21 protein-coding genes are annotated in these 20,667 nt (G+C 69.7%); 11 read left to right on the forward strand and 10 right to left on the reverse strand.

The window, feature by feature from the left end; all coding sequences use genetic code 11:
* Positions 1-215: 215 nt before the first annotated feature.
* The 5 genes from KU887_RS16235 to fliE form a co-directional block, all read right to left on the reverse strand.
* A complete protein-coding gene (locus tag KU887_RS16235) occupies positions 216-533 on the reverse strand; it encodes an EscU/YscU/HrcU family type III secretion system export apparatus switch protein (protein WP_258250499.1) in 318 nt (105 codons plus the stop codon).
* Complete coding sequence (locus KU887_RS16240; protein WP_258250500.1) at positions 530-1,882, reverse strand: flagellar hook-length control protein FliK; 1,353 nt, start codon at positions 1,880-1,882, stop codon at positions 530-532. The genes KU887_RS16235 and KU887_RS16240 overlap by 4 nt, the downstream gene beginning before the upstream one ends.
* A 132-nt stretch (positions 1,883-2,014) precedes the next feature.
* Positions 2,015-2,347 (reverse strand): flagellar protein FliT, encoded by a 333-nt coding sequence (locus tag KU887_RS16245; RefSeq protein WP_006486993.1) that lies wholly within the window; start codon positions 2,345-2,347, stop codon positions 2,015-2,017.
* Positions 2,344-2,778 carry a flagellar export chaperone FliS gene (gene fliS / locus KU887_RS16250; protein WP_006486995.1) on the reverse strand — a complete coding sequence of 145 codons (435 nt, stop codon included), beginning with the start codon at positions 2,776-2,778 and terminating at the stop codon, positions 2,344-2,346. Before fliS ends, KU887_RS16245 begins: the two co-directional genes overlap by 4 nt.
* A 239-nt stretch (positions 2,779-3,017) precedes the next feature.
* Positions 3,018-3,362, reverse strand: coding sequence for a flagellar hook-basal body complex protein FliE (fliE, locus tag KU887_RS16255; RefSeq protein WP_006486991.1), 345 nt, complete (start codon positions 3,360-3,362; stop codon positions 3,018-3,020).
* 248 nt (positions 3,363-3,610) lie between these two features.
* Here fliE and fliF point away from each other — a divergent pair, with 248 nt between their 5' ends.
* From fliF to KU887_RS16285, 6 genes are read left to right on the forward strand one after another with little or no spacing between them, the layout of a single operon-like run.
* On the forward strand, positions 3,611-5,374 hold the full coding sequence (gene fliF / locus KU887_RS16260; RefSeq protein WP_006495531.1) for a flagellar basal-body MS-ring/collar protein FliF: 1,764 nt from the start codon (positions 3,611-3,613) through the stop codon (positions 5,372-5,374).
* Positions 5,364-6,359, forward strand: coding sequence for a flagellar motor switch protein FliG (gene fliG, locus KU887_RS16265; RefSeq protein ID WP_006484813.1), 996 nt, complete (start codon positions 5,364-5,366; stop codon positions 6,357-6,359). The genes fliF and fliG overlap by 11 nt, the downstream gene beginning before the upstream one ends.
* Positions 6,352-7,035 carry a flagellar assembly protein FliH gene (fliH, locus tag KU887_RS16270; RefSeq protein ID WP_058901896.1) on the forward strand — a complete coding sequence of 228 codons (684 nt, stop codon included), beginning with the start codon at positions 6,352-6,354 and terminating at the stop codon, positions 7,033-7,035. The genes fliG and fliH overlap by 8 nt, the downstream gene beginning before the upstream one ends.
* A gap of 32 nt (positions 7,036-7,067) precedes the next feature.
* Entirely contained in the window at positions 7,068-8,573 is a 1,506-nt protein-coding gene (gene fliI / locus KU887_RS16275; RefSeq protein WP_012492343.1) for a flagellar protein export ATPase FliI, read from the forward strand.
* A gap of 5 nt (positions 8,574-8,578) precedes the next feature.
* Positions 8,579-9,037, forward strand: coding sequence for a flagellar export protein FliJ (gene fliJ, locus KU887_RS16280; RefSeq protein WP_006495534.1), 459 nt, complete (start codon positions 8,579-8,581; stop codon positions 9,035-9,037).
* A 31-nt stretch (positions 9,038-9,068) separates the two neighbouring features.
* Positions 9,069-10,436, forward strand: coding sequence for a flagellar hook-length control protein FliK (locus tag KU887_RS16285; protein WP_080331657.1), 1,368 nt, complete (start codon positions 9,069-9,071; stop codon positions 10,434-10,436).
* Positions 10,437-10,470: 34 nt separating this feature from the next.
* On the opposite strand, the gene KU887_RS16290 is transcribed toward KU887_RS16285, so the two are convergent.
* Positions 10,471-12,111, reverse strand: a complete 1,641-nt coding sequence (locus tag KU887_RS16290; protein WP_006485445.1) for a GMC family oxidoreductase — start codon at positions 12,109-12,111, stop codon at positions 10,471-10,473.
* Positions 12,112-12,334: 223 nt separating this feature from the next.
* Between KU887_RS16290 and KU887_RS16295 the strand changes: the two genes are divergently transcribed.
* Both KU887_RS16295 and KU887_RS16300 read left to right on the forward strand, forming a co-directional pair.
* On the forward strand, positions 12,335-12,841 hold the full coding sequence (locus tag KU887_RS16295; RefSeq protein WP_154817278.1) for a hypothetical protein: 507 nt from the start codon (positions 12,335-12,337) through the stop codon (positions 12,839-12,841).
* The gene (locus KU887_RS16300; RefSeq protein WP_058901898.1) at positions 12,838-14,280 is read left to right on the forward strand and encodes a coniferyl aldehyde dehydrogenase; all 1,443 of its coding nucleotides are present in this window, start codon (positions 12,838-12,840) and stop codon (positions 14,278-14,280) included. The genes KU887_RS16295 and KU887_RS16300 overlap by 4 nt, the downstream gene beginning before the upstream one ends.
* A gap of 66 nt (positions 14,281-14,346) precedes the next feature.
* On the opposite strand, the gene KU887_RS16305 is transcribed toward KU887_RS16300, so the two are convergent.
* Together KU887_RS16305 and KU887_RS16310 are read right to left on the reverse strand one after the other, a co-directional pair.
* The gene (locus KU887_RS16305; RefSeq protein ID WP_124675691.1) at positions 14,347-15,369 is read right to left on the reverse strand and encodes a serine/threonine protein kinase; all 1,023 of its coding nucleotides are present in this window, start codon (positions 15,367-15,369) and stop codon (positions 14,347-14,349) included.
* A gap of 56 nt (positions 15,370-15,425) precedes the next feature.
* Entirely contained in the window at positions 15,426-15,638 is a 213-nt protein-coding gene (locus KU887_RS16310) for a hypothetical protein (RefSeq protein ID WP_006477514.1), read from the reverse strand.
* Positions 15,639-16,446: 808 nt separating this feature from the next.
* On the opposite strand from KU887_RS16310, the gene KU887_RS16315 reads away from it, so the two are divergent.
* Together KU887_RS16315 and KU887_RS16320 are read left to right on the forward strand one after the other, a co-directional pair.
* Positions 16,447-17,334 carry a DMT family transporter gene (locus tag KU887_RS16315; RefSeq protein ID WP_062884749.1) on the forward strand — a complete coding sequence of 296 codons (888 nt, stop codon included), beginning with the start codon at positions 16,447-16,449 and terminating at the stop codon, positions 17,332-17,334.
* Between the two features lie 353 nt (positions 17,335-17,687).
* Positions 17,688-17,873, forward strand: coding sequence for a hypothetical protein (locus KU887_RS16320; protein ID WP_006482800.1), 186 nt, complete (start codon positions 17,688-17,690; stop codon positions 17,871-17,873).
* A 106-nt stretch (positions 17,874-17,979) separates the two neighbouring features.
* Here the strand turns inward: KU887_RS16320 and mgrA are convergent, their stop codons facing one another.
* Positions 17,980-19,023 carry an L-glyceraldehyde 3-phosphate reductase gene (gene mgrA / locus KU887_RS16325; RefSeq protein WP_006482799.1) on the reverse strand — a complete coding sequence of 348 codons (1,044 nt, stop codon included), beginning with the start codon at positions 19,021-19,023 and terminating at the stop codon, positions 17,980-17,982.
* A gap of 193 nt (positions 19,024-19,216) precedes the next feature.
* Between mgrA and KU887_RS16330 the strand changes: the two genes are divergently transcribed.
* The gene (locus KU887_RS16330; protein ID WP_006482797.1) at positions 19,217-19,423 is read left to right on the forward strand and encodes a DUF3185 family protein; all 207 of its coding nucleotides are present in this window, start codon (positions 19,217-19,219) and stop codon (positions 19,421-19,423) included.
* A 163-nt stretch (positions 19,424-19,586) separates the two neighbouring features.
* Here the strand turns inward: KU887_RS16330 and KU887_RS16335 are convergent, their stop codons facing one another.
* Positions 19,587-20,360 carry a phytanoyl-CoA dioxygenase family protein gene (locus tag KU887_RS16335; protein WP_006482801.1) on the reverse strand — a complete coding sequence of 258 codons (774 nt, stop codon included), beginning with the start codon at positions 20,358-20,360 and terminating at the stop codon, positions 19,587-19,589.
* Positions 20,361-20,667 lie beyond the last annotated feature (307 nt).

Raw genomic sequence — 20,667 nt, forward strand, 5'->3', positions numbered from 1 at the left:
CCCGGGCAGCATGAAAATGAGAATGGATATCATTACATAAATCGACCGCCGGCTCAATCCATACGCATACGAAGCGACAAGGCCGGGGTGCGCGAGAACGAGAAGGAAAGGCGTGCGTTGCCTTGCGATGACGATCGATCGATGGCAGATACCGACAGAATGATCCCGCAAGCATCGGACAGCATTTCGTAATAATCCGCCCGTCGGCGGGCCGTTCAGCGCAACGGCGGCAGCGGGAAACGCGGCGCGGCGTCGTCCGGCGCGGGTTCGGCGCGATCGAGCGCGTACAGCCACGCGAGCAGGTCAGCGACCGCCTGGTAAAGCTGCGGCGGAATCCGGTCGTCGAGATCAACCTGCATCAGCAGCGACACCATCTCCGGCGCCGTATGCACGTACAGCCCCGCATCGTGCGCGCGCGCGACGATCATCTCGGCGAGCACGCCGTAGCCCTTCGCGACCACGCGCGGCGCCGCATCGCCGCCTTTCGGGTCGTAGACGAGCGCGGCCGCATGCTTGCGGGACGTCGTGCTCATGGCAGCGCCTCGTCATCGTCGCCCGGCACCCGCACGTCGGCGCCGCCGGCCGCGCCGCGCGCATACGCGGCGGCGGCGGCCTGCGCGGCGAACAGGTCGAAGCCGTCCGGCCCGTCGTCGACCGCACGGATCGACAGCCCGCCCACCTTGAGCCCCGAGCCTTCGAGCCGCTGCCGCAGCGCGGCTTCGTTACGCGTGAGACGGTCGGCGCCCGTCTGGTTCGCGCGCAGCCGCGCGACGAGTTGCGCGCCGTTCAGCACCAGCTCGGCATCGACCGTGCCGAGCGACGGCAGCGTCAGCGTCAGGCGCGTGCGCCACGCGATGCCGTCGCCCGCGTCGTCGTCCCCGCCGCCGCGCGGCGCACGGTGGCCGGGCTCGTCGGGTTCGATCGTCCAGTCGAGCCGCGCGCCGGGCCACGCCTCGCCGGTCCAGCGAAACTGGTCGGTCGCGAGCGCGTCGAGCTGTTGCCGAACGAGCGGCACGGCGGCCGGATGCACGGTTGCGAGCGGCGGCTGCGGATCGGGTGACGCGGCGGCCAGCTCGGCACGCGCGGGCGTCCAGCGCGCATCGGCGTGCGCAGCCAGCGGATCGGCCGGGTCGGACGGCAGCGACGCGCCCTGCCGGGCCGCCGCAGGTGCGGGCTGCGCGGGGTCGCGCGCAGGTGCGCCGCCCTGCGCCGGCGGTTGCGCGCTTGCCCGCGCGGCGGCCGGCAGCGGCGGGCGCTGCGCGAGCAGTTCATCGAGCACGTCGGTCGACGCGTGCGAGACGGCTTCCGGGTCGACCGGCGCGAGCGCGGTCGCGAGGCGTGCCTGCGGCTCCCGCATCAGCGCCGCGAGCGGACGCTGGCCGGCCAGCCACTGTGCGAGATGGGATTCGTAGAACAGGCCGCTTTCGCTCACGGCCTGCGCGAGCGCCGCCCGCAGCGCCGCGACCGGCGGCGGCGCGAGCGCATCGCGCGCGGCCGCGGCGGACGACGCTTGAGCCGAAGCCGGCGTGGCAGGCGCGGCGGGACCGGACGCCGCCGGCGCACGCGCCGGCACGGGCGTATCGGTGAGCAGCACGGCGGGATCGGCCAGCAGCGGCAGCCGGCCGACGATCGCCGGTGTCGCATCGCCGCCCGAGCGCGAGATCGCGTCGAGCACGCGCCCGACCTCGGACAGCGCGGTCTGCGTGGAAGCCGGCGGCGCGGCGGGCGGGCTGCCGGCCGGCGGCGCGGACGATGCGCCGGCGCCCGGCGTGCCGACCTGCGCGGTCGCGCCGCCGCCGGCGGGCGCCGAAACGGTGCCGGTCAGCAGGCTGTCGAGGCGGCTCGCCAGCAGCGCGGCCGCAACGGAGTCGATACCGGTCATGATCGGAGCCTGCTTATATCAGCCACATCGTTGCGAATCCGGGTGCGGCACGCCGGTGCCGCTGCGGGAACAGCGCGCGCCGCGTGCGGCACCGGGCCCGGACGCTTCGCACCCGTCTCCCGGAACCCGGCCCTACCCGCGCGCGCGGTAGAGATCGGTCAATACCTGGGTCGAGCGCCGCGCCTCGAACAGCGCGGACAGCCGCGCGACGTCCGGGCTCGCGAGATCGCGGATCGCGGCGTCGTCGGCCAGGATGCGGCGGATCAGGTCGAGCTTGCGGCCGAGATCCGATTCGTCGAGCGCGACGCCCGGATCGGCCTCCTTCAACCCGTCGACAAGCTGCATGAATTCGGCCTGCAACCCCGGCAACGCGCTCCAGTCGGCGCCGCGCGCGGCGCACAGCATCCGGCCCGACACGGCGGCGAGCGCCTCGTAACGCGCGAAGTATTCGGCCTTGTGATTCATCGTGATGCTTCCGCTACCTGTTGCGCGGCCATCCGCGCGACTTCCGGGGCGATGCCCGTCCATGCTTCCTCGAGCGTCGCGAGCAAGCCGTCGACCTCGACCAGCATCGCGTCGCTCGCCTGCGCGTTCGCTTCCAGCAGGCGCCGGCCGATATACGCGTACAGCGCATTGAGCCGGTCGGCGATCTCGCCGCCCGCGTCGCGGTTCAGCGACGCCTGCAGGCCGCTCTCGACGATCCGGATCGCCTTGCCGATCGCCTCGCCGCGCCCGGCCACGTTGTCCTGCTGCAGATGCATGCGCGCCAGCGCGATCGCCTGCCGCGCGCCCTGGTACAGCATCGCGATCAGCCGGTGCGGGGAGGCGCCCATCACCCCGGTCTCGACGCCGACACGCGCGTACGCACTGGCTCCAGCGTGTCCTGGGGAAAACATGCGCTTCTCCTTGTTATTGCCTGCTATACGGGAGCCGCCGCCGTGCGTTGCACGGCGCGGCCTTCACCGGAGTTATCGGAAGGGATTTGAAAAGCTTTAGGTGCGCGGGGGGCCGCCGCCGGGCCTGCGATGCCGGCTCGCCGGACTCGTTCGGCAGGCCCTGAACCGTCCGCGGATGACCCCGGATGGCCGTCGCCGGATGGCCGTCCCCGGATGGCCGTCCCCGGATGCCCGTCGCCTCACACCGACATCTGCATGATGTCGTTGTAAGCGCTCACTAGCTTGTTGCGGACCTGAAGCCCGAACTGGAAGCCGATATTGGCTTTCTGCATGTCGACCATCACGTCGTTCAGCGAGATGTTCGGCGCGCCGACCTCGAACGCCTTCGCCTCGCCGAGCGCGTGCTGCTGGTCGCCGCTGATCTTGTCGAGCGATGCCTTCATCGCGCTCGCGAACGTGCCGGCCGTCGCCGCGCCCGAGCCGGCCAGCGCCGCCGTCGGGCTCGCGACGCCGCCGGACGCCTGCGCGGCCATCGACTGCATCTGTTGCAACACCGAACCGATTCCGCTGACGTTCGCAGTCATGCTGTCCCCAGACATAGAGAAGAGACCCGGACGCACCGGGCGACCCGCCGGCGCCGCACCACGCGCACCATGCCGGATCGCGAAAAAGGATAGCAGCGCGGCGCGCGTCAAAGCCGCGAAAGTACGGGGGAAACCCCGCTCTTTTCGGTCGATCGGAGTGCGCCCCCGGTCACGATAATCGCATCGTGTCATTGTCCGCCCGCTCGTCCGAGCGAGCTCAGTCGTCCCGCTCCGGAGAAACTCGACGCATGGATTCGCAGGCCAACTCGCTGATCAACCCAGACGCCCGCGCGGGCCTCAGCCCGGCGCCCGGCGCCGCCGCGGCCGCCGCGTTGCCGGGCGCGGGTGGCGCAGGCGCGGACTTCGGGCTGGGCGGCTTCGCGGAACGCATTCCCGGCATCTCGCGGATGAAGGGCAACCCGAAGCTGCCGTTCGTGATCGCCGTCGCGTTCGCGATCGCCGCGATCACCGCGCTCGTGCTGTGGAGCCGCGCGCCCGACTACCGCGTGCTGTACAGCAACCTGTCGGACCGCGACGGCGGCGCGATCATCGCCGCGCTCCAGCAGGCAAACGTTCCCTACAAGTTCGCCGATGCCGGCGGCGCGATCCTCGTGCCGTCGAACCAGGTGCACGAGACGCGCCTGAAGCTCGCCGCGATGGGGCTGCCGAAGGGCGGCTCGGTCGGCTTCGAGCTGATGGACAACCAGAAATTCGGCATCAGCCAGTTCGCCGAGCAGATCAACTACCAGCGCGCGCTCGAAGGCGAGCTGCAGCGCACCATCGAATCGATCAACGCCGTGCGCGGCGCGCGCGTGCATCTCGCGATCCCGAAGCCGTCGGTGTTCGTGCGCGACAAGGAAGCGCCGAGCGCGTCGGTGTTCGTCGACCTCTACCCGGGCCGCGTGCTCGACGAGGGCCAGGTGCAGGCGATCACGCGGATGGTGTCGTCCGGCGTGCCCGACATGCCGGCCAAGAACGTGACGATCGTCGACCAGGACGGCAACCTGCTGACCCAGACCGCGTCCGCTTCCGGCCTCGACGCGAGCCAGCTCAAGTATGTGCAGCAGGTCGAGCACAACACGCAGAAGCGCATCGACGCGATCCTCGCGCCGATCTTCGGCGCCGGCAACGCGCGCTCGCAGGTCAGCGCCGATCTCGATTTCTCGAAGATCGAGCAGACGTCGGAAAGCTACGGCCCGAACGGCACGCCGCAGCAAGCCGCGATCCGCAGCCAGCAGACCAGCAGCGCGACCGAGCTCGCGCAGGGCGGCGCGTCGGGCGTGCCGGGCGCGCTGTCGAACACGCCGCCGCAGCCGGCCTCCGCGCCGATCGTCGCCGGCAACGGCCAAAACGCGCCGCAGACCACGCCGGTCAGCGACCGCAAGGACCAGACGACCAACTACGAGCTCGACAAGACGATCCGCCATACCGAACAGCCGATGGGCAGCGTGAAGCGGCTGTCGGTCGCGGTCGTCGTCAACTACCAGCCGGTCGCCGACGCGAAGGGCCACGTGACGATGCAGCCGCTGCCGCCCGCGAAGCTCGCGCAGGTCGAGCAGCTCGTGAAGGACGCGATGGGCTACGACGAGAAGCGCGGCGACTCGGTGAACGTCGTGAACAGCGCGTTCTCGACCGTGAGCGACCCGTACGCCGACCTGCCGTGGTGGCGCCAGCCCGACATGATCGCGATGGCGAAGGAAGCCGCGAAGTGGCTCGGCATCGCGGCGGCCGCGGCGGCGCTGTACTTCATGTTCGTGCGCCCGGCGATGCGCCGCGCGTTCCCGCCGCCCGAGCCGGCCGCGCCGGCGCTCGCGGCGCCGGAAGACGCGGTCGCGCTCGACGGCCTGCCAGCGCCGGACAAGGCGGCGGAGGAACCGGACCCGCTGCTGCTCGGCTTCGAAAACGAGAAGAACCGCTACGAACGCAACCTCGACTACGCGCGCACGATCGCCCGCCAGGATCCGAAGATCGTCGCCACCGTCGTGAAGAACTGGGTGTCCGATGAACGCTGAAGGCTTGACCAAGAGCGCGCTGCTGCTGATGTCGATCGGCGAGGAAGAGGCCGCGCAGGTATTCAAGTTCCTCGCGCCGCGCGAGGTCCAGAAGATCGGCGCCGCGATGGCCGCGCTGAAGAACGTCACGCGCGAGCAGGTCGAGGACGTGCTGCAGGACTTCGTGAAGGAAGCCGAGCAGCACACCGCGCTGTCGCTCGATTCGAGCGAGTACATCCGCTCGGTGCTGACGAAGGCGCTCGGCGAGGACAAGGCCGGCGTGCTGATCGACCGCATCCTGCAGGGCAGCGACACGAGCGGCATCGAGGGCCTGAAGTGGATGGATTCGGGCGCGGTGGCCGAGCTGATCAAGAACGAGCATCCGCAGATCATCGCGACGATCCTCGTGCACCTCGACCGCGACCAGGCCTCGGAGATCGCGTCATGCTTCACCGAACGGCTGCGTAACGACGTGCTGCTGCGGATCGCGACGCTCGACGGCATCCAGCCGGCCGCGCTGCGCGAACTCGACGACGTGCTGACGGGCCTGCTGTCCGGCAGCGACAACCTGAAGCGCAGCCCGATGGGCGGCATCCGCACCGCGGCCGAGATCCTGAACTTCATGACGAGCGTGCACGAGGAAGGCGTGCTCGAAAGCGTGCGCCAGTACGACGCCGATCTCGCGCAGAAGATCATCGACCAGATGTTCGTGTTCGAGAACCTGCTCGACCTCGAGGACCGCGCGATCCAGATGGTGCTCAAGGAAGTCGAGTCGGAAACACTGATCGTCGCGCTGAAGGGCGCGCCGCCCGCGTTGCGCCAGAAGTTCCTCGCGAACATGTCGCAGCGCGCGGCCGAACTGCTCGCCGAGGATCTCGACGCGCGCGGCCCGGTGCGCGTGTCCGAAGTCGAGACGCAGCAGCGCCGCATCCTGCAGATCGTGCGCAACCTCGCCGAGAGCGGCCAGATCGCGATCGGCGGCAAGGCGGAAGACGCGTATGTCTGATTCGGCGAGCGATCGCGTGGGCACCCTCACCGCGTACCAGCGGTGGGAGATGGCGTCGTTCGACCCGCCGCCGCCCCCGCCGCCGCCCGACCACGCGGCGGCCGCTGCCGCCGCGCTCGCCGAGGAACTGCAGCGCGTGCGCGACGCCGCGCACGCCGAAGGCCATGCGGCCGGCCACGTCGAAGGCCAGGCGCTCGGCTACCAGGCCGGTTTCGAGCAGGGCCGCGAACAGGGTTTCGAGGCCGGCCAGGCCGACGCCCGCGAACAGGCCGCGCAGCTCGCGGCGCTCGCCGCGTCGTTCCGCGAAGCCGTGTCCGCCGTCGAACACGATCTCGCGTCCGAGCTCGCGCAGCTCGCGCTCGACATCGCGCAGCAGGTCGTGCGCCAGCACGTGAAGCACGACCCGGCCGCGCTGGTCGCCGCCGTGCGCGACGTGCTCGCGGCCGAACCCGCGCTGTCCGGCGCGCCGCATCTCGCGGTGAATCCGGCCGACCTGCCCGTCGTCGAAGCGTATCTGCAGGACGATCTCGACACGCTCGGCTGGACCGTGCGCACCGACGCGTCGATCGAGCGCGGCGGCTGCCGCGCGCACGCCGCGACCGGCGAGGTCGACGCGACGCTGCCCACGCGCTGGCAGCGCGTCGCCGCCGCGATCGGCAAGGTGAGCACGTGGTGACGCGCTCGCCCGACGCGTTCGCGCACGACGGCATGACGCCGCTCGAACGCGAGCTCGCGCTCGCGTCGTTCGGGCCGGCGGCCGCGCACGATCCCGCGGACGACGCCACGCCGCACGCCGCATCCGCGGCTGCCGACGCCGCCCCGCGCGCGCCGCACAATCCGCATCTCGCGCACTGGCGCACGCACCTGAACGGGCTCGCCGCGCGCAGCCACCGCGCGCTGCCGCTGCGGCCGTGCGGACGCCTCACGCGCGCGGCCGGCCTCGTGCTCGAGGCGATCGGGCTGCGCCTGTCGGTCGGCGCCGAATGCACGATCGAACTGCCGCCCGGCAGCACGCTGCCGCACGCGGAAGCCGAAGTCGTCGGCTTCGCCGGCGACCGCCTGTTCCTGATGCCGACCACCGACGTCGCCGGCGTCCTGCCCGGCGCCCGCGTGTGGCCGCGCGAAAGCGCGCCCGTCGCCGATCCGCTCGCGGGCGCGAAGCGGCTGCCGGTCGGCTGGGAGATGCTCGGGCGCGTCGTCGACGCGTCGGGCCGCCCGCTCGACGGCCTCGGCCCGCTCGCGTCGAAAGTCGATGCGCCGCTGTCGGCGCCGTCGATCAACCCGCTCGATCGCGAGCCGATCCACCACGTACTCGACGTCGGCGTGCGCGCGATCAACGCGCTGCTCACCGTCGGCCGCGGCCAGCGAATGGGCCTGTTCGCCGGCTCCGGCGTCGGCAAGTCGGTGCTGCTCGGCACGATGGCGCGCTATACGAGCGCGGAAGTGATCGTGATCGGCCTGATCGGCGAACGCGGCCGCGAAGTGAAGGAATTCATCGAACAGATCCTCGGCGAGGACGGGCTCGCGCGCTCGGTCGTCGTCGCGGCGCCGGCCGACGTGTCGCCGCTGTTGCGGATGCAGGGCGCCGCGTACGCGACGTCGCTCGCCGAGTATTTCCGCGACCAGGGCAAGCACGTGCTGCTGCTGATGGATTCGCTGACGCGCTATGCGATGGCGCAGCGCGAGATCGCGCTGGCGATCGGCGAGCCGCCCGCGACGAAAGGCTATCCGCCGTCGGTGTTCGCGAAGCTGCCCGCGCTCGTCGAGCGCACCGGCAACGGCCCCGAAGGCGGCGGCTCGATCACCGCGTTCTACACGGTGCTGACCGAGGGCGACGACCAGCAGGACCCGATCGCCGATTCGGCGCGCGCGATCCTCGACGGCCACATCGTGCTGTCGCGTGCGCTCGCCGAGGCCGGCCACTATCCCGCGATCGACATCGAGGCGTCGATCAGCCGCGCGATGACCGCGCTGATCGACGAAACGCATCTCGACCACGTGCGGCAGTTCAAGCAGATGCTGTCGCGCTACCAGCGCAATCGCGACCTGATCGCGGTCGGCGCCTACGCGCCCGGCCGCGACGCACAGCTCGACCGCGCGATCGCGCTCTACCCGCGCATCGAAGCGTTCCTGCAGCAGGGCTTTCGCGAATGCGCGCCGTTCGCATCGAGCCTCACTGCGCTCGATGCGCTGTTCGACGCTTACGGAGGCTGATCCCGATGGCCCACGGCTTTCCCCTTCAGCTGCTGCTCGACCGCGCGCAGGAAGACCTCGACTCGGCCGCGAAGCAGCTCGGCGCCGCGCAGCGCGACCGCACCGCGGCGGCCGAACAGCTCGACGCGCTGCTGCGCTATCGCGACGAATACCACGCACGCTTCGCGCAATCCGCGCAAAGCGGGATGCCGGCCGGCAACTGGCGCAATTTCCAGGCGTTCATCGACACGCTCGATGCCGCGATCGCGCAGCAGCGCAGCGTGCTCGCCGCGGCCGAAGTCCGCATCGACGAGGCACGCCCGAACTGGCAGCAGAAGAAGCGTACCGTCGGCTCGTATGAAATCCTGCAGGCGCGCGGCATCGCGCAGGAAGCGCAGCGCGACGCCCGGCGCGAACAGCGCGACGCCGACGAACACGCCGCGAAGATCCTGCGCATGCGGGCCGACGCGGCCCGCTCGTCGTAACCGACCACCGCCTTCGAACGAGAGGACCGTCATGCCTCCCCTGCCCCTGCTCGGCGCGCTGCTCGACACCGCCGGCGCCGCACTCAAGGCCGCCCGCGGCTCGGGTGCGTCCGCCGCCGGCGCCGATGCGGCCGCTGCCACGAGCGCCGTGCCGTTCGCGCAGACGCTCAAGCAAAGCGTCGCCACGCGCGGCGATACGGCCAACGCCGGTACGCCGGACGCGTCGACCAGACCGGCTTCGTCGAAGCCGGCCGCCGGCGCGAAACCGTCCGGCACCGACGACGACAAGGCGACCGACGACACGCCCGCGAACGCCGCCACCGCGAACCCCGATGCCGCCGCCCTCGCGGCCGCCGCGGCCGTGCAGGCGCAACTGCAGGCGCGCCCGGACACCGCGACGCCGGCCGACGCGGCGACCGCCGCCGCGGCCACCACCACGCAAAAGACGGCCGTGTCCGGCCAGCCGGACGCCACGGCGACGCTCGCCGATCATGCGGCCAAGGACGCGACCGCGCAGCCAACCGACCCGGCATCGAGCCGCGACGCGCTGCAAGCGGCGCTCGCCAAGCTGACGGGTGGCGCGGGCGCGATCACGATGCCGGCGACCGGCACGAGCGCCGCCGCCACGACTACGACGCCGGCAGCGACCGCGTCGAACGCCGCCGCCCCGCTGACACCGAAAGTGCCGACGTTCGACCGCACGCTCGCCGACGCGAAAGGCGCGCTCGCCACCCAGCCCGCGCCGACCCAGGTCACGCCGCAAACGCTGCAGGCCGACGCGAACGCGCAGTCCAGCGCCCAGCACGCGCTCACGGCAGCCAGCAACGCGACGGACCCGGCCGCCAGCGCGACGCTCGCGGCGGGCGCCACGGCTGCCGCCGCCGCGCAGGCAAACCTGCAACTGTCGCCGGCCGCCGGCGCGATCGCCGCCGCCAACGCACACGCGCTCGCGCCGCACGTCGGCACGGCCGACTGGACGGATGCACTAAGCCAGAAAGTGGTGTTCCTGTCGAACGCGCACCAGCAGAGCGCCGAGCTGACGCTCAACCCGCCCGATCTCGGGCCGCTGCAGGTCGTGCTGCGCGTTGCGGACAACCATGCGCACGCGCTGTTCGTGTCGCAGCACGCGCAGGTGCGCGACGCGGTCGAAGCCGCGCTGCCGAAGCTGCGCGAAGCGATGGAAGCAGGCGGACTCGGGCTCGGCAGCGCGACCGTCAGCGACGGCGGCCTCGCGTCGCAGCAACAGCAGCCCAACCCGCAGCAGACTTTCGCCGGCGGCCAGTCGTCGCGACGCGGGAACGGCGGACCGTCAGCCGTCGATGCACCTGTCGACGCCGCGCAATCCGCACCGGTCGCCGCGCGCGCGAGCCGCGCCGGCCTCGTCGATACGTTTGCCTGAGCATGGCCGCTGCCGTGCCGTGCGCGCGCCGCGCCTAGCGGCCGTGCACCGCGGTAGCCGCCTCGCCGCGCGGCACACCGCCGCGGCGCGCCGCGACGATGAAGTCCGCCGCGCGTTCGCCGATCATCACCGACGGCGCATTCGTGTTCCCGCCCACCAGCGTCGGCATCACCGACGCATCCACCACGCGCAACCCGTCGACGCCGCGCACGCGCAGTTGCGGATCGACGACCGCGCGCGCATCGGAGCCCATCCGGCAGGTGCCGACCGGGTGATAGATCGTGTCCGCATGCGCGACGATCGTCGCGCGCAGCTCCGCTTCGCTCTGGTCCGGCCGCGTGTACAGCTCGCGCCCGCCCTGCGACGCGAGCGGCGCCTGCGACAGGATGCGGCGCATCGCCTGCGCGCCGCGCACCAGCAGGTCGAGATCGCGTGAATCGCTGAAGAAGCGCGGATCGATCAGCGGCGCGTCGCGCGCATCGCCGCTCGCGAGCGCGACCGTGCCGCGGCTGAACGGCCGCAGCGCGCACACGTGCAGCGAATAGCCGAAGCCCCAGTGCATCTTGCGGTTGTGGTCGTCGACGAGCGCCGTGCAGAAATGCAGTTGCAGGTCGGGACGCGCGAGCGACGGATCGCTCTTGATGAAACCGCCGGCCTCCGCGACGTTGCTCGTCATCATCCCGGTGCGGCTCGAGAAATAGCGCGCGAGCGCCGGCGTCATCTTCGCGATGCCGCGCACGCACACGCCGACCAGCTCCGACGAATTCACGCGCGTGTTGATGATGAAATCGATGTGGTCGATCAGGTTCGTGCCGACGTCCGGCGCATCCTGCACGACCGCGATCCCGTGGCGGCGCAGTTGCTCCGCCGGGCCGATTCCCGAACACATCAGCAGTTGCGGCGAATTGAACGCGCCGGCCGACAGGATCACTTCCGCGCGTGCGCCGAGCGTCTCGACCCGCCCGTTGCGCGACACCACGACGCCGACCGCGCGCTTGCCGTCGAAGCCGACGCGCAGCACCGTCGCATCCGTGAGCACGTGCAGGTTCGGCCGGTTGCGGCCGTAGATATACGCGCGCGCCACGCTGCAGCGCGAACCGTCGCGATGCGTGACCTGATAGAAGCCGACGCCTTCCTGCGTCGCGCCGTTGAAGTCGTCGTTCAGCGGATAGCCGGCGGCATGCGCGGCCTGGATGAATCGTTCGGAGAACGGATTGCGAAAGCGCAGATCGGAAACGGTCAACGGGCCGTCCGCGCCGTGCCACGCGTCGGCGCCGCGTTCGTTGCCTTCCGCGCGGCGGAAATACGGCAGCACGTCCTGCCAGCCCCAGCCCGTCGCGCCGAGCTGCGCCCACTCGTCGTAATCGCCCGGGTGGCCGCGCGTATAGATCATCGCGTTGATCGCGCTCGAGCCGCCCATCCCGCGCCCGCGCGGCTGGTAACCGCGCCGCCCGCCGAGGCCCGGCTGCGGCACCGTCTCGTAGCCGTAGTTCGTGCCGAGCTTGAACGGCACCAGCGCCGCGATGCCGACCGGCATGTTGACCAGCAGGTTGCGCTCCGTATGCGAGCCGGCCTCGATCAGTGCGATCGTCGCATCGGGGCAGGCATCGGCGAGACGGCCGGCCAGGCTCGAGCCGCCCGAACCGCCGCCGACGATGATGTAGTCGTATTGCATGTCACGTCTCCGTCGTGTCATGGAAGGCGCGCCGGCACCGCCGCGCGACCGCGTCCCCTCTTGTGTTCGGGCATTGTAGGAATGGCCGTCCCGTGCGCGGCGCGCGGATTCAAGAGCGATTCCTCTAAACGCCCGCGTGAACTAAATTTAAGATGTATCGAATCGCTTCGCGCGATGCACCGGCCACGAGAAGCCGACTCGTCGCGAAACGGGAGGAACGACGATGCAGCGCCAGATCCTGCAGGCCGCGTGTCGACCGGATGATCCGGAGGTCACGCGCGCGGCCCGCATTTCATTTCAAACGGCGGCCTGTGCGACGACGTACGGCGTCATGCGCGCAGTCGGTGGAAATCGAACGGCACGCGCCATCGCCGACCGTTTGGACGGTGTGTCGACGTCGCTGCACGATGAGCGGCGACGGGTCGTCGCGTACCCGTCGCGCGGCCCTGCTGCGGTGCACCGGCAGGCGTGCGCGCAACGGCATCGCGCGCCCGCTCGTCACCGTATCGGATCGTGCGCGCCTGCCGTGCGGCGCACTTTTCGGACGGGGACACCGTCGCGCGGATACGACGCTTGCCGCATACCGCAACCGGCTTTCGAACACCCGTCGCATCCGGCCCCGTGCCGCGCGACCCGCATCACCCGATCCGCGTCGCCGCGCTCGCCGAGCGTGCGCGTGCGGCGTGACGGCCGGCCGATCAGCCAGGCCCAACTGGAGGAGACGACATGAAGAACGACCTGCCCGAACTGGCCCCGCAAGCACTGCCGTCGGTCGATGCGCTGACGTCGCTGCTGCACGACCAGCGCGCGGCGTACCTGCGCGCACCGTACCCGGCATGGGACACGCGTGCGCAGCACCTGCGCGCGCTGCGCACGATGCTGATCGATCACGCGGATGCGCTCGCCGACGCGATCAGCGCCGATTTCGGCCATCGCGCGAAGCAGGAAGTGCTGCTGTCGGAAATCTGGATGGCGAAGGAAGAGATCGACGACGCGCTGAAGCACGGCAAGCGCTGGATGAAGCCGATCCGCAAGCCGATGAACAAGTGGCTGCGCCCGGCGCGCGCGAAGGTGATTCCGCAGCCGCTCGGCGTGGTCGGCATCGTCGTGCCGTGGAACTATCCCGTGCTGCTCGCGGCGGGCCCGCTGATCTGCGCGCTCGCCGCCGGCAACCGCGCGATCATCAAGATGTCCGAACTGACGCCGCGCACGTCGGCGCTGTTCGAGCAGCTCATCGGCAAGACCTTCACGCGCGACCACGTCGCGGTCGTGAATGGCGACGCGGAGATCGGCGCCGCGTTCAGCGCGCTGCCGTTCGATCACCTGTTGTTCACCGGCTCGACGCAGGTCGGCCGCCACGTGATGCGCGCGGCCGCGGACAACCTCACGCCCGTCACGCTCGAGCTCGGCGGCAAGTCGCCGGCGATCGTCGGCCCGAATGCGCGCTTCGACGCGGCCGTCGATGCGATCGTCGCCGGCAAGACGCTGAACGCCGGCCAGACCTGCATCGCGCCCGACTACGTGCTGCTGCCGCGCGGGATGGAAGGCGCGTTCATCGAACGCGCGCGGACCCGCTTCGCGAAGCTGTATCCGGACCTGTCGGCCAACGGCGACTACACGACGATCGTGTCGCCGCGCCACTACGCCCGCCTGCAGCAACTCGCGAGCGGCGCGCAGGCGGCCGGCGCGCAGTTGCATCCGCTGTCCGATGCGCAGTCCGATCCCGCATCGCGCCGCTTCGTGCCGTGCGCGCTCACGCAGGTGCCCGCCACGTCGCAACTGATGCAGGAGGAAATCTTCGGGCCGCTGCTGCCGCTCGTGCCGTACGAGCGGCTCGACGAAGCGATCGCGTACGTCAATGCGCGCCCGCGTCCGCTCGCGCTGTACCTGTTCGACGAGGATGGCGGCACGATCGACCGCGTGATGCGCGAAACGATCTCGGGCGGCGTCTCGATCAACGAAACGCTGATGCACATCGCATGCGGCAGTTTGCCGTTCGGCGGGGTCGGGGCGAGCGGCATGGGTGCGTACCACGGCTACGATGGCTTCGTGACGTTCTCGAAGATGAAGCCGGTGCTCACGCAGGCGCGCCTGAACGCGCGCAACCTGCTCGCGCCGCCGTACGGCAAGCGCTTCGCCGCGCTGATCAAGCTGATGCTGAAGTTCTGAGCCGGACGGGCCGCGTCGCGGCCCTGTCCAACCTGCCGCGCGGCAGGGATGCCGCGCGCGCAACGGTCACACGGGCCAGAGCGGCCCTTCCTGCATCGCGCCGATCTGCTCGCGCAGTTCGAGCACGCGCGCTTCCCAGTAACGATGCGTGTTGAACCACGGGAACGCGGCCGGAAACGCCGGATCGTCCCAACGCCGCGCGAGCCACGCCGCGTAGTGGATCAGCCGCAGCGTGCGCAGCGCTTCGACGAGATACAGCTCGCGCGGCTCGAATTCGCAGAAATCCTCGTAGCCGGCGAGCAGGTCCGCCAGCGCGCGCGACGCGCCTTCGCGATCGCCCGGCAGCAGCAACCACAGATCCTGCACGGCCGGCGCCATCCGGCTATCGTCGAAGTCGACGAAATGCGGGCCGGCATCGGTCCACAGCACGTTGCTCGGATGACAGTCGCCATGCGTGCGCAGCAGGCGAATCTCGCCCGCGCGCTCGAACGCCGCCTCGACGCCTTCGAGCGCCAGCGCGACCGCGGTCTCGTACGCCGGTCTTACGTCATCCGGAATGAAATCGTGCGTGAGCAGGTAGTCGCGCGGCTCGTAGCCGAACGTGCCGATGTCGAGCACGGGACGCGCGACATACGGCTGCGTCGCACCGACCGCATGAATGCGGCCGATGAAGCGGCCGAGCCACTCGAGCGTGTCGCTGCGGTCGAGATCGGGTGCGCGCCCGCCGCGCCGCTCGAAGATCGAGAAGCGGAAACCGTCGAACGCGTGCAGCGTGCGGCCGTCGAACGATCGCGCGGGCACCGCCGGAATCTCGCGCGCGGCGAGTTCGGCGACGAACGCATGCTCTTCGAGAATCGCGTCGTCCGACCAGCGCGCCGGGCGATAGAACTTCGCGACGACCGGCGGGCCGTCTTCGATACCGACCTGGTAGACGCGGTTTTCGTAGCTGTTGAGGGCAAGCAAGCGCCCGTCGGTGCGCAGGCCGGCCGGCATCAGCACGCTGTCGAGCGCGTCGAGCACGCATTCGGGCGTGAGGCCGGCGAACGGCGGGCTGGCGGGAGAAGCGGGAGCGGAGGTGGCGTCTGTCATGCCCCGCATTGTGCCGCCTGCCGGACCGAAAGACGAGCGTCCGGTGCGATGGGTGCTTAGTGAAGCGCCGCGCCGGCCGGCAGAACGGATTCGCCGGTGTCGATCAGGTCCTCGAGAAAGAACGGCTCGGTGTTGAGTTCTTTCGACTCACCCGGCACGCCCGCGTACCAGGTCACCATGGCCATGTCGCCCAGGATGCGCTGGACGATGCCGCGCGCGCCTTTCGGCACCGCGATATGGGTAGTGCAGACGATCGACCCGATATGCATGATGGTTCCCCACTCTTGAATCTTGAAACCCGGCCCGCTGGCGAGCCGGCAAATGCACGATCTGCGCCGCTCTCGGCGGAGCGTTGCGCGTGATCCCATTGTTCACGGTTTATCGAAGCGCGAAAAGAAGAAGAAGCAGGCGAAGTGCCGCGAATTCGTCGAATGTCTCCAATCAACCACTGCGTCGGGCACGTACTTGCCCGCCCGGTTACCCCCATCATACCCTGTCGAATGTGACTGACCACCGAAACGGTACCGCGCCACCACACGCCCATGATTGACGCAACGCGCGTGCCGCTTCGCTTCGCCGCTGCCGAATCATCGGAACACTGCACGCGACCGACCGGAATCACGTCGCGTGCGTCGCATGTCGATCGCTTTCCACCGTTCGTCGAACGCTTGCGTGCGTACCGGCATCGGCCTGCATCGACGCACGACGCCGCTCGCGATATGCAGTCGCCGACAAGAGTTGCGCTCGATGGCTGCCTTGCGGTACCTTAAGCTTTCATTCGCGTTCAACCGCACTCCGACACGATGTATCCGCTCACGTCCGCCCTCGCAAAATCCCGGCCGCAGTTCGACTCGCGGCCGCAGGCGTGCGTGCATCCGTCGGTCCTTCCTCCTCCTGTCGCACCGCCGCTCGTCTGCGCCGCGCCGCCCCCTCCGGCGGCACGCGCCGGCTGACTCGCCGGCTTTTCGTTTTCGTCTTCCCTTCGCGCCGTGGGCTGCAGGTGCGTGCGTCATGACGCACGGCACGTTGCCGCGCGCGCGGATGGAACGTTTCGATCCGTTCGACAGGTGGATTCACATGGTTTCGTTCAAACGCGCGCTGGCCGCGCATGGCGCGACGTCGCTCTTCGTACTGCTGTGGAGCAGCGGCGCGATCTTCGCTGAACTCGGTCTGCGTCACGCGTCCGCGTTCGCCTTTCTCACCGCCCGTTTCGCGCTCGCATCGCTCGTGCTGCTCGCGCTGGCGTTCATGCGCAAACGCTGGCTGCCGCCGCGCGGCGAGCGGCGCATGGCCGCGCTGACCGGCTTGCTGATGATGGGCGGCTATTCGATCTTCTATCTGCTCGCACTCGAGCGCGGCATCGCGCCCGGGGTGCTCGCGACGATCCTCGGCGTGCAGCCGATCCTCACGCTCGCGATCGTCGAGCGTCGTTGGCAACCGGTGCGCATCGCGGGGCTCGCGCTGTCGCTCACCGGCCTCGCGCTCGTCGTGGGCCGCGGCGTGAGCGGCGGGACGGGCGGCCTGTCGGCGGGCGGCATCGCGTGCGCGCTGACGGCGCTCGTCGCGCTGACCGTCGGCTCGCTGCTGCAAAAGCGCGTGCGCGCGGCGCCCGCCGACGTGCTGCCGCTGCAGAACGCGATCGGCCTCGCGCTGTGCGTCGCGATCGTGCCGTTCCGGCCGGTGTCGTTCGACATCAGCTGGGCGTTCGTCGTGCCGCTGCTGTGGCTCGGCATCGTGATTTCGGTGATCGCGCAACTGCTGTTCTACCGCTTGATGCAGCGCGGCGATCTCGTCAACGTGACGAGCCTGTTCTATCTCGTACCGGTCGTCACCACGCTGATGGACGCCGTGTGGCTCGGCAACCGGCCCGAGCCGCTCGCGCTCGCCGGCATGGGCGCGATCATCGCCGGGCTCGCGCTCGTGTTCCGCGCACCGGCCGCCCGCCCGCACCCCGACCGCGCCTGAGCGGCGGGCCGCCGCGCCCACGGGTGCGGCGGCCCGTATCGGACACATACGACGATTCCGCGAAAATCGAAAGGAACGGGAAAGATACGCGCAAGGCGTTCGTCTTGTTCGCACGAAAAACGCGTGATTCGCGGGGCTTTCTACTGATTTTTAATGGTTCGGATAGCGAAAAACGCCGCCGGTTGCCTATACTCGAATTGACCGGCCTGCTCGTAACGGGCCGGACCAACTAGAAACACCCGGCATGGGGCCGGGGTGAGCGCACGCGTGCCGTTTCAGGCCGATATCCCGCAGGGATGGAGCCGCCCAGGCAAGCACCGAAGCGCCCACTTCGGCCGACACTGGAGACACGCATGACGACCTATTTCACGATCGGCGACTTCATCCTGTTGATTCCGATGGCGCTGGCCGGAGCGCTATTTCTCGGCGCGGTACCGTGCGCCACCCAGTTCCGTCACAACCTGCTGCGCGTACTCGGCGTCATTCTCGGCGTCGGCGTCGCGGTATTGCTCGTTGAAGGCCTGCCTGCGCTGATCTAGCGCCTCGCCGTGCGCGACGCCCATCGCTGCACCGCAGCGATGGGCCTCATGGCGTGTGCGGCGACGATACGGGACACGATATTTCGCATCCCGTATCGACTTCCGGTCAGATCGCCTGATCGGTGGACGGCTTTTCCCACAGATTGATGCCGCCTTCCGTCGCGTAACGATCGATCTCCGCGAGTTCCTCCGCCGAGAATTCGAGGTTCTGCAACGCACCGACGTTCTCGCGCACCTGCTCGGCCCGGCTCGCGCCGATCAGCGCGGAGGTCACGCGGCCGTTACGCAGCACCCACGCCAGCGCCATCTGCGCAAGGCTCTGCCCGCGCCGTTCGGCGATCGTATTGAGCTTGCGCACGTGCTCGAGGTTGTCCGCACTCAGGTGCTCCTGCTTCAGCGAGCCGCCGCCCGGCTTGTTCACGCGCGCGTCGGCCGGCACGCCGTTCAGGTACTTCGACGTGAGCAAGCCCTGCGCGAGCGGCGTGAACGCGATGCTGCCCGCGCCGACGTCGTCGAGCGTACCGAGCAGATCCTCTTCGATCCAGCGGTTCAGCATGTTGTACGACGGCTGGTGAATCAGCAGCGGCACCTTGTATTGCGCGAGCAGCGCGGCCATCTCGCGCGTCTTTGCGGCCGAATACGACGAAATGCCGATGTAGAGCGCCTTGCCCTGCTGCACGGCCGACGCCAGCGCGCCCGCCGTTTCCTCGAGCGGCGTGTGCGCGTCGAAACGGTGCGAATAGAAGATGTCGACGTAGTCGAGCCCCATCCGCTGCAGGCTCTGGTCGAGGCTCGCGAGCACGTACTTGCGCGACCCGCCGCCGCTGCCGTACGGCCCCGGCCACATGTCCCAGCCGGCCTTCGTCGAGATCAGCAGCTCGTCGCGATACGGCCGGAAATCCTCCTTCAGCAGCCGGCCGAAGTTGGTTTCGGCGCTGCCGTACGGCGGCCCGTAGTTGTTCGCGAGGTCGAAGTGGTTGATGCCGAGGTCGAACGCGGTGCGCAGGATCTCGCGCTGCGTCGAGATCGGCGTCGAATCGCCGAAGTTGTGCCACAGGCCGAGCGACAGGGCGGGCAGTTTGAGCCCGGACTTGCCGCAGGTGCGGTATTGCATGCCGGCATAACGTTCGGAAGCTGCTTCGTAGGCCATGAGTCTGTTCCGTCAGGACATCGGGGAAAGGGACGCGCGCCGGCCACGCCAATGACGCGACGGCGGCGAAGGAGTCATACGACGACTATGGTAGCGAAAGCGGCCGGATCACGCACGGCGGCGCGACGATGGACGCGACCGCGGCGCTCGCCTACACTGCGGCGTCTCGAATCACCGTTTCAGCGAGGTTGGTATGTCCCGGGTCATCTCGGTTGCACTGCTCGTCGGCGGCGTCGTGCTGCTGTATTTCGGCGGCCAGTCGTTCCATTCGATCAACGACAACGTGTCGCGCTTCTTCACCGGCTCACCCGCGACGAAGACGATCCTGCTGATCGCCGGCGGCGCCGTGGCGTCGTTCGTCGGCCTGATCGGCCTCGCGATGCCGGGCGGCAAGCGCTGATCGCGCCGCAGCGCGACGCACGTACGACTCGCATCACGCGCGCGGGCCGCATCAAACGAAACGGGCGGCCTGGCCGCCCGTTGCTTCATTCTCGTTCGCCCGCGATGCACCCGCATCGCCTGCGCATCGCGACCGCGCCCGCGCCGCGCCGCCGGAGCCGCGCCTAGAACTGCACTTCCGGCTTCGACGCCGAGCGCGTGCCGGGCACCGGCCGGTTGCTTGCGCCGTGGTACGTGTACACGAGCGAGAACTTCACCTGGTCGGAACGGTTCTGCCCGGCCGAATGCAGCGTGTTGCAGTGGAAGAACACGACGTCGCCCGTCTGCAGCGGCGGACAGGTGGCCGCTTCGATCATCCTGCGGTTCTCCGGCACATCACTGCGGAAGAATTTCGCGTCATCGAAGGCTTCCGGCCCGAATTCGGCCGTATGCGAACCCGGCACGAGCCACAGCGCACCGTTCTCGTTGGTTTCGGGCCCGAGCGCGAGCCACACCGACACCATGTCCGGGCGCTCGAACGCCCAGTAGCGGAAATCGCGATGCCAGCCGGTCAGGCTGCCGTACGCCGGATGCTTCGTCATCATGCAGTTGTGATGCGCACGCGACAGCACCGGCTCCTCGCCGAAATACGCGCGCATCCACGCGCCGATTTCGGGCGCGATCGCGCGCTCCGCAAACGCCGGATCGCGCGAATACGCATCGAGCAGCCGCCGCACCGTATGCCCGCCCGGCGCGTGCTTCGATTCGGGCGCGCCCGGGTAGCGCAGGTCGGCCTCGAACTCGATCGGCTCGGCGGCCTCCCGCAACTGGCGCTCCGCGATCTGCCGGAGCGCCGCGCACTGCGCTTCGCCGACGAGGCCGCGCGCGACGACGAAGCCGCGCTCGCGCAATTCCGCGACTTGCGCGCGGATCGATTCCGACTGCAATGGAGACGACATGGGATGCCAGACGTTTATTGTGTGAATGTGACGATTGTAAATCGGCGCCGGATACCGCGAACAGCACCATTGTCGTGCGCAGGGGCATGCCAATCGCGGATTTGATCCAGCTCAAGGGAACTGTGCGGCGCGGCACCTGCCTGAGCGACAGGCGGTATGCGGCACACGCCTTGCGGCACAAGGGTTTATCGCGACTTTTGCCCGTCATGAATCCCCTGTAGCCTGACGCGGCCTGTCAATTCTGGCGGGCGCGGCGCGCAACGGGTTTCGGTAAGATCCGTTGTGCCATCCGAGGCCGTTCATACCA

This window comes from Burkholderia sp. EMB26, from assembly GCF_024730645.1.
Taxonomy (GTDB): Bacteria; Pseudomonadota; Gammaproteobacteria; order Burkholderiales; family Burkholderiaceae; genus Burkholderia; species Burkholderia cenocepacia.

Excerpts from the sequence above, each read along its gene's own strand:
- mgrA (WP_006482799.1), bottom strand. The coding sequence starts at position 19,023 with ATGGCCTACGAAGCAGCTTCCGAACGTTATGCCGGCATGCAATACCGC.
- fliH (WP_058901896.1), top strand. The coding sequence starts at position 6,352 with ATGTCTGATTCGGCGAGCGATCGCGTGGGCACCCTCACCGCGTACCAG.
- KU887_RS16285 (WP_080331657.1), top strand. The coding sequence starts at position 9,069 with ATGCCTCCCCTGCCCCTGCTCGGCGCGCTGCTCGACACCGCCGGCGCC.
- fliJ (WP_006495534.1), top strand. The coding sequence starts at position 8,579 with ATGGCCCACGGCTTTCCCCTTCAGCTGCTGCTCGACCGCGCGCAGGAA.
- fliS (WP_006486995.1), bottom strand. The coding sequence starts at position 2,778 with ATGTTTTCCCCAGGACACGCTGGAGCCAGTGCGTACGCGCGTGTCGGC.
- KU887_RS16320 (WP_006482800.1), top strand. The coding sequence starts at position 17,688 with ATGACGACCTATTTCACGATCGGCGACTTCATCCTGTTGATTCCGATG.
- fliF (WP_006495531.1), top strand. The coding sequence starts at position 3,611 with ATGGATTCGCAGGCCAACTCGCTGATCAACCCAGACGCCCGCGCGGGC.
- KU887_RS16305 (WP_124675691.1), bottom strand. The coding sequence starts at position 15,369 with ATGACAGACGCCACCTCCGCTCCCGCTTCTCCCGCCAGCCCGCCGTTC.
- KU887_RS16240 (WP_258250500.1), bottom strand. The coding sequence starts at position 1,882 with ATGACCGGTATCGACTCCGTTGCGGCCGCGCTGCTGGCGAGCCGCCTC.
- fliG (WP_006484813.1), top strand. The coding sequence starts at position 5,364 with ATGAACGCTGAAGGCTTGACCAAGAGCGCGCTGCTGCTGATGTCGATC.
- KU887_RS16235 (WP_258250499.1), bottom strand. The coding sequence starts at position 533 with ATGAGCACGACGTCCCGCAAGCATGCGGCCGCGCTCGTCTACGACCCG.
- KU887_RS16245 (WP_006486993.1), bottom strand. The coding sequence starts at position 2,347 with ATGAATCACAAGGCCGAATACTTCGCGCGTTACGAGGCGCTCGCCGCC.
- fliI (WP_012492343.1), top strand. The coding sequence starts at position 7,068 with ATGACGCCGCTCGAACGCGAGCTCGCGCTCGCGTCGTTCGGGCCGGCG.
- KU887_RS16315 (WP_062884749.1), top strand. The coding sequence starts at position 16,447 with ATGGTTTCGTTCAAACGCGCGCTGGCCGCGCATGGCGCGACGTCGCTC.
- KU887_RS16335 (WP_006482801.1), bottom strand. The coding sequence starts at position 20,360 with ATGTCGTCTCCATTGCAGTCGGAATCGATCCGCGCGCAAGTCGCGGAA.
- KU887_RS16300 (WP_058901898.1), top strand. The coding sequence starts at position 12,838 with ATGAAGAACGACCTGCCCGAACTGGCCCCGCAAGCACTGCCGTCGGTC.
- KU887_RS16310 (WP_006477514.1), bottom strand. The coding sequence starts at position 15,638 with ATGCATATCGGGTCGATCGTCTGCACTACCCATATCGCGGTGCCGAAA.
- KU887_RS16290 (WP_006485445.1), bottom strand. The coding sequence starts at position 12,111 with ATGCAATACGACTACATCATCGTCGGCGGCGGTTCGGGCGGCTCGAGC.
- KU887_RS16330 (WP_006482797.1), top strand. The coding sequence starts at position 19,217 with ATGTCCCGGGTCATCTCGGTTGCACTGCTCGTCGGCGGCGTCGTGCTG.
- KU887_RS16295 (WP_154817278.1), top strand. The coding sequence starts at position 12,335 with ATGCAGCGCCAGATCCTGCAGGCCGCGTGTCGACCGGATGATCCGGAG.
- fliE (WP_006486991.1), bottom strand. The coding sequence starts at position 3,362 with ATGACTGCGAACGTCAGCGGAATCGGTTCGGTGTTGCAACAGATGCAG.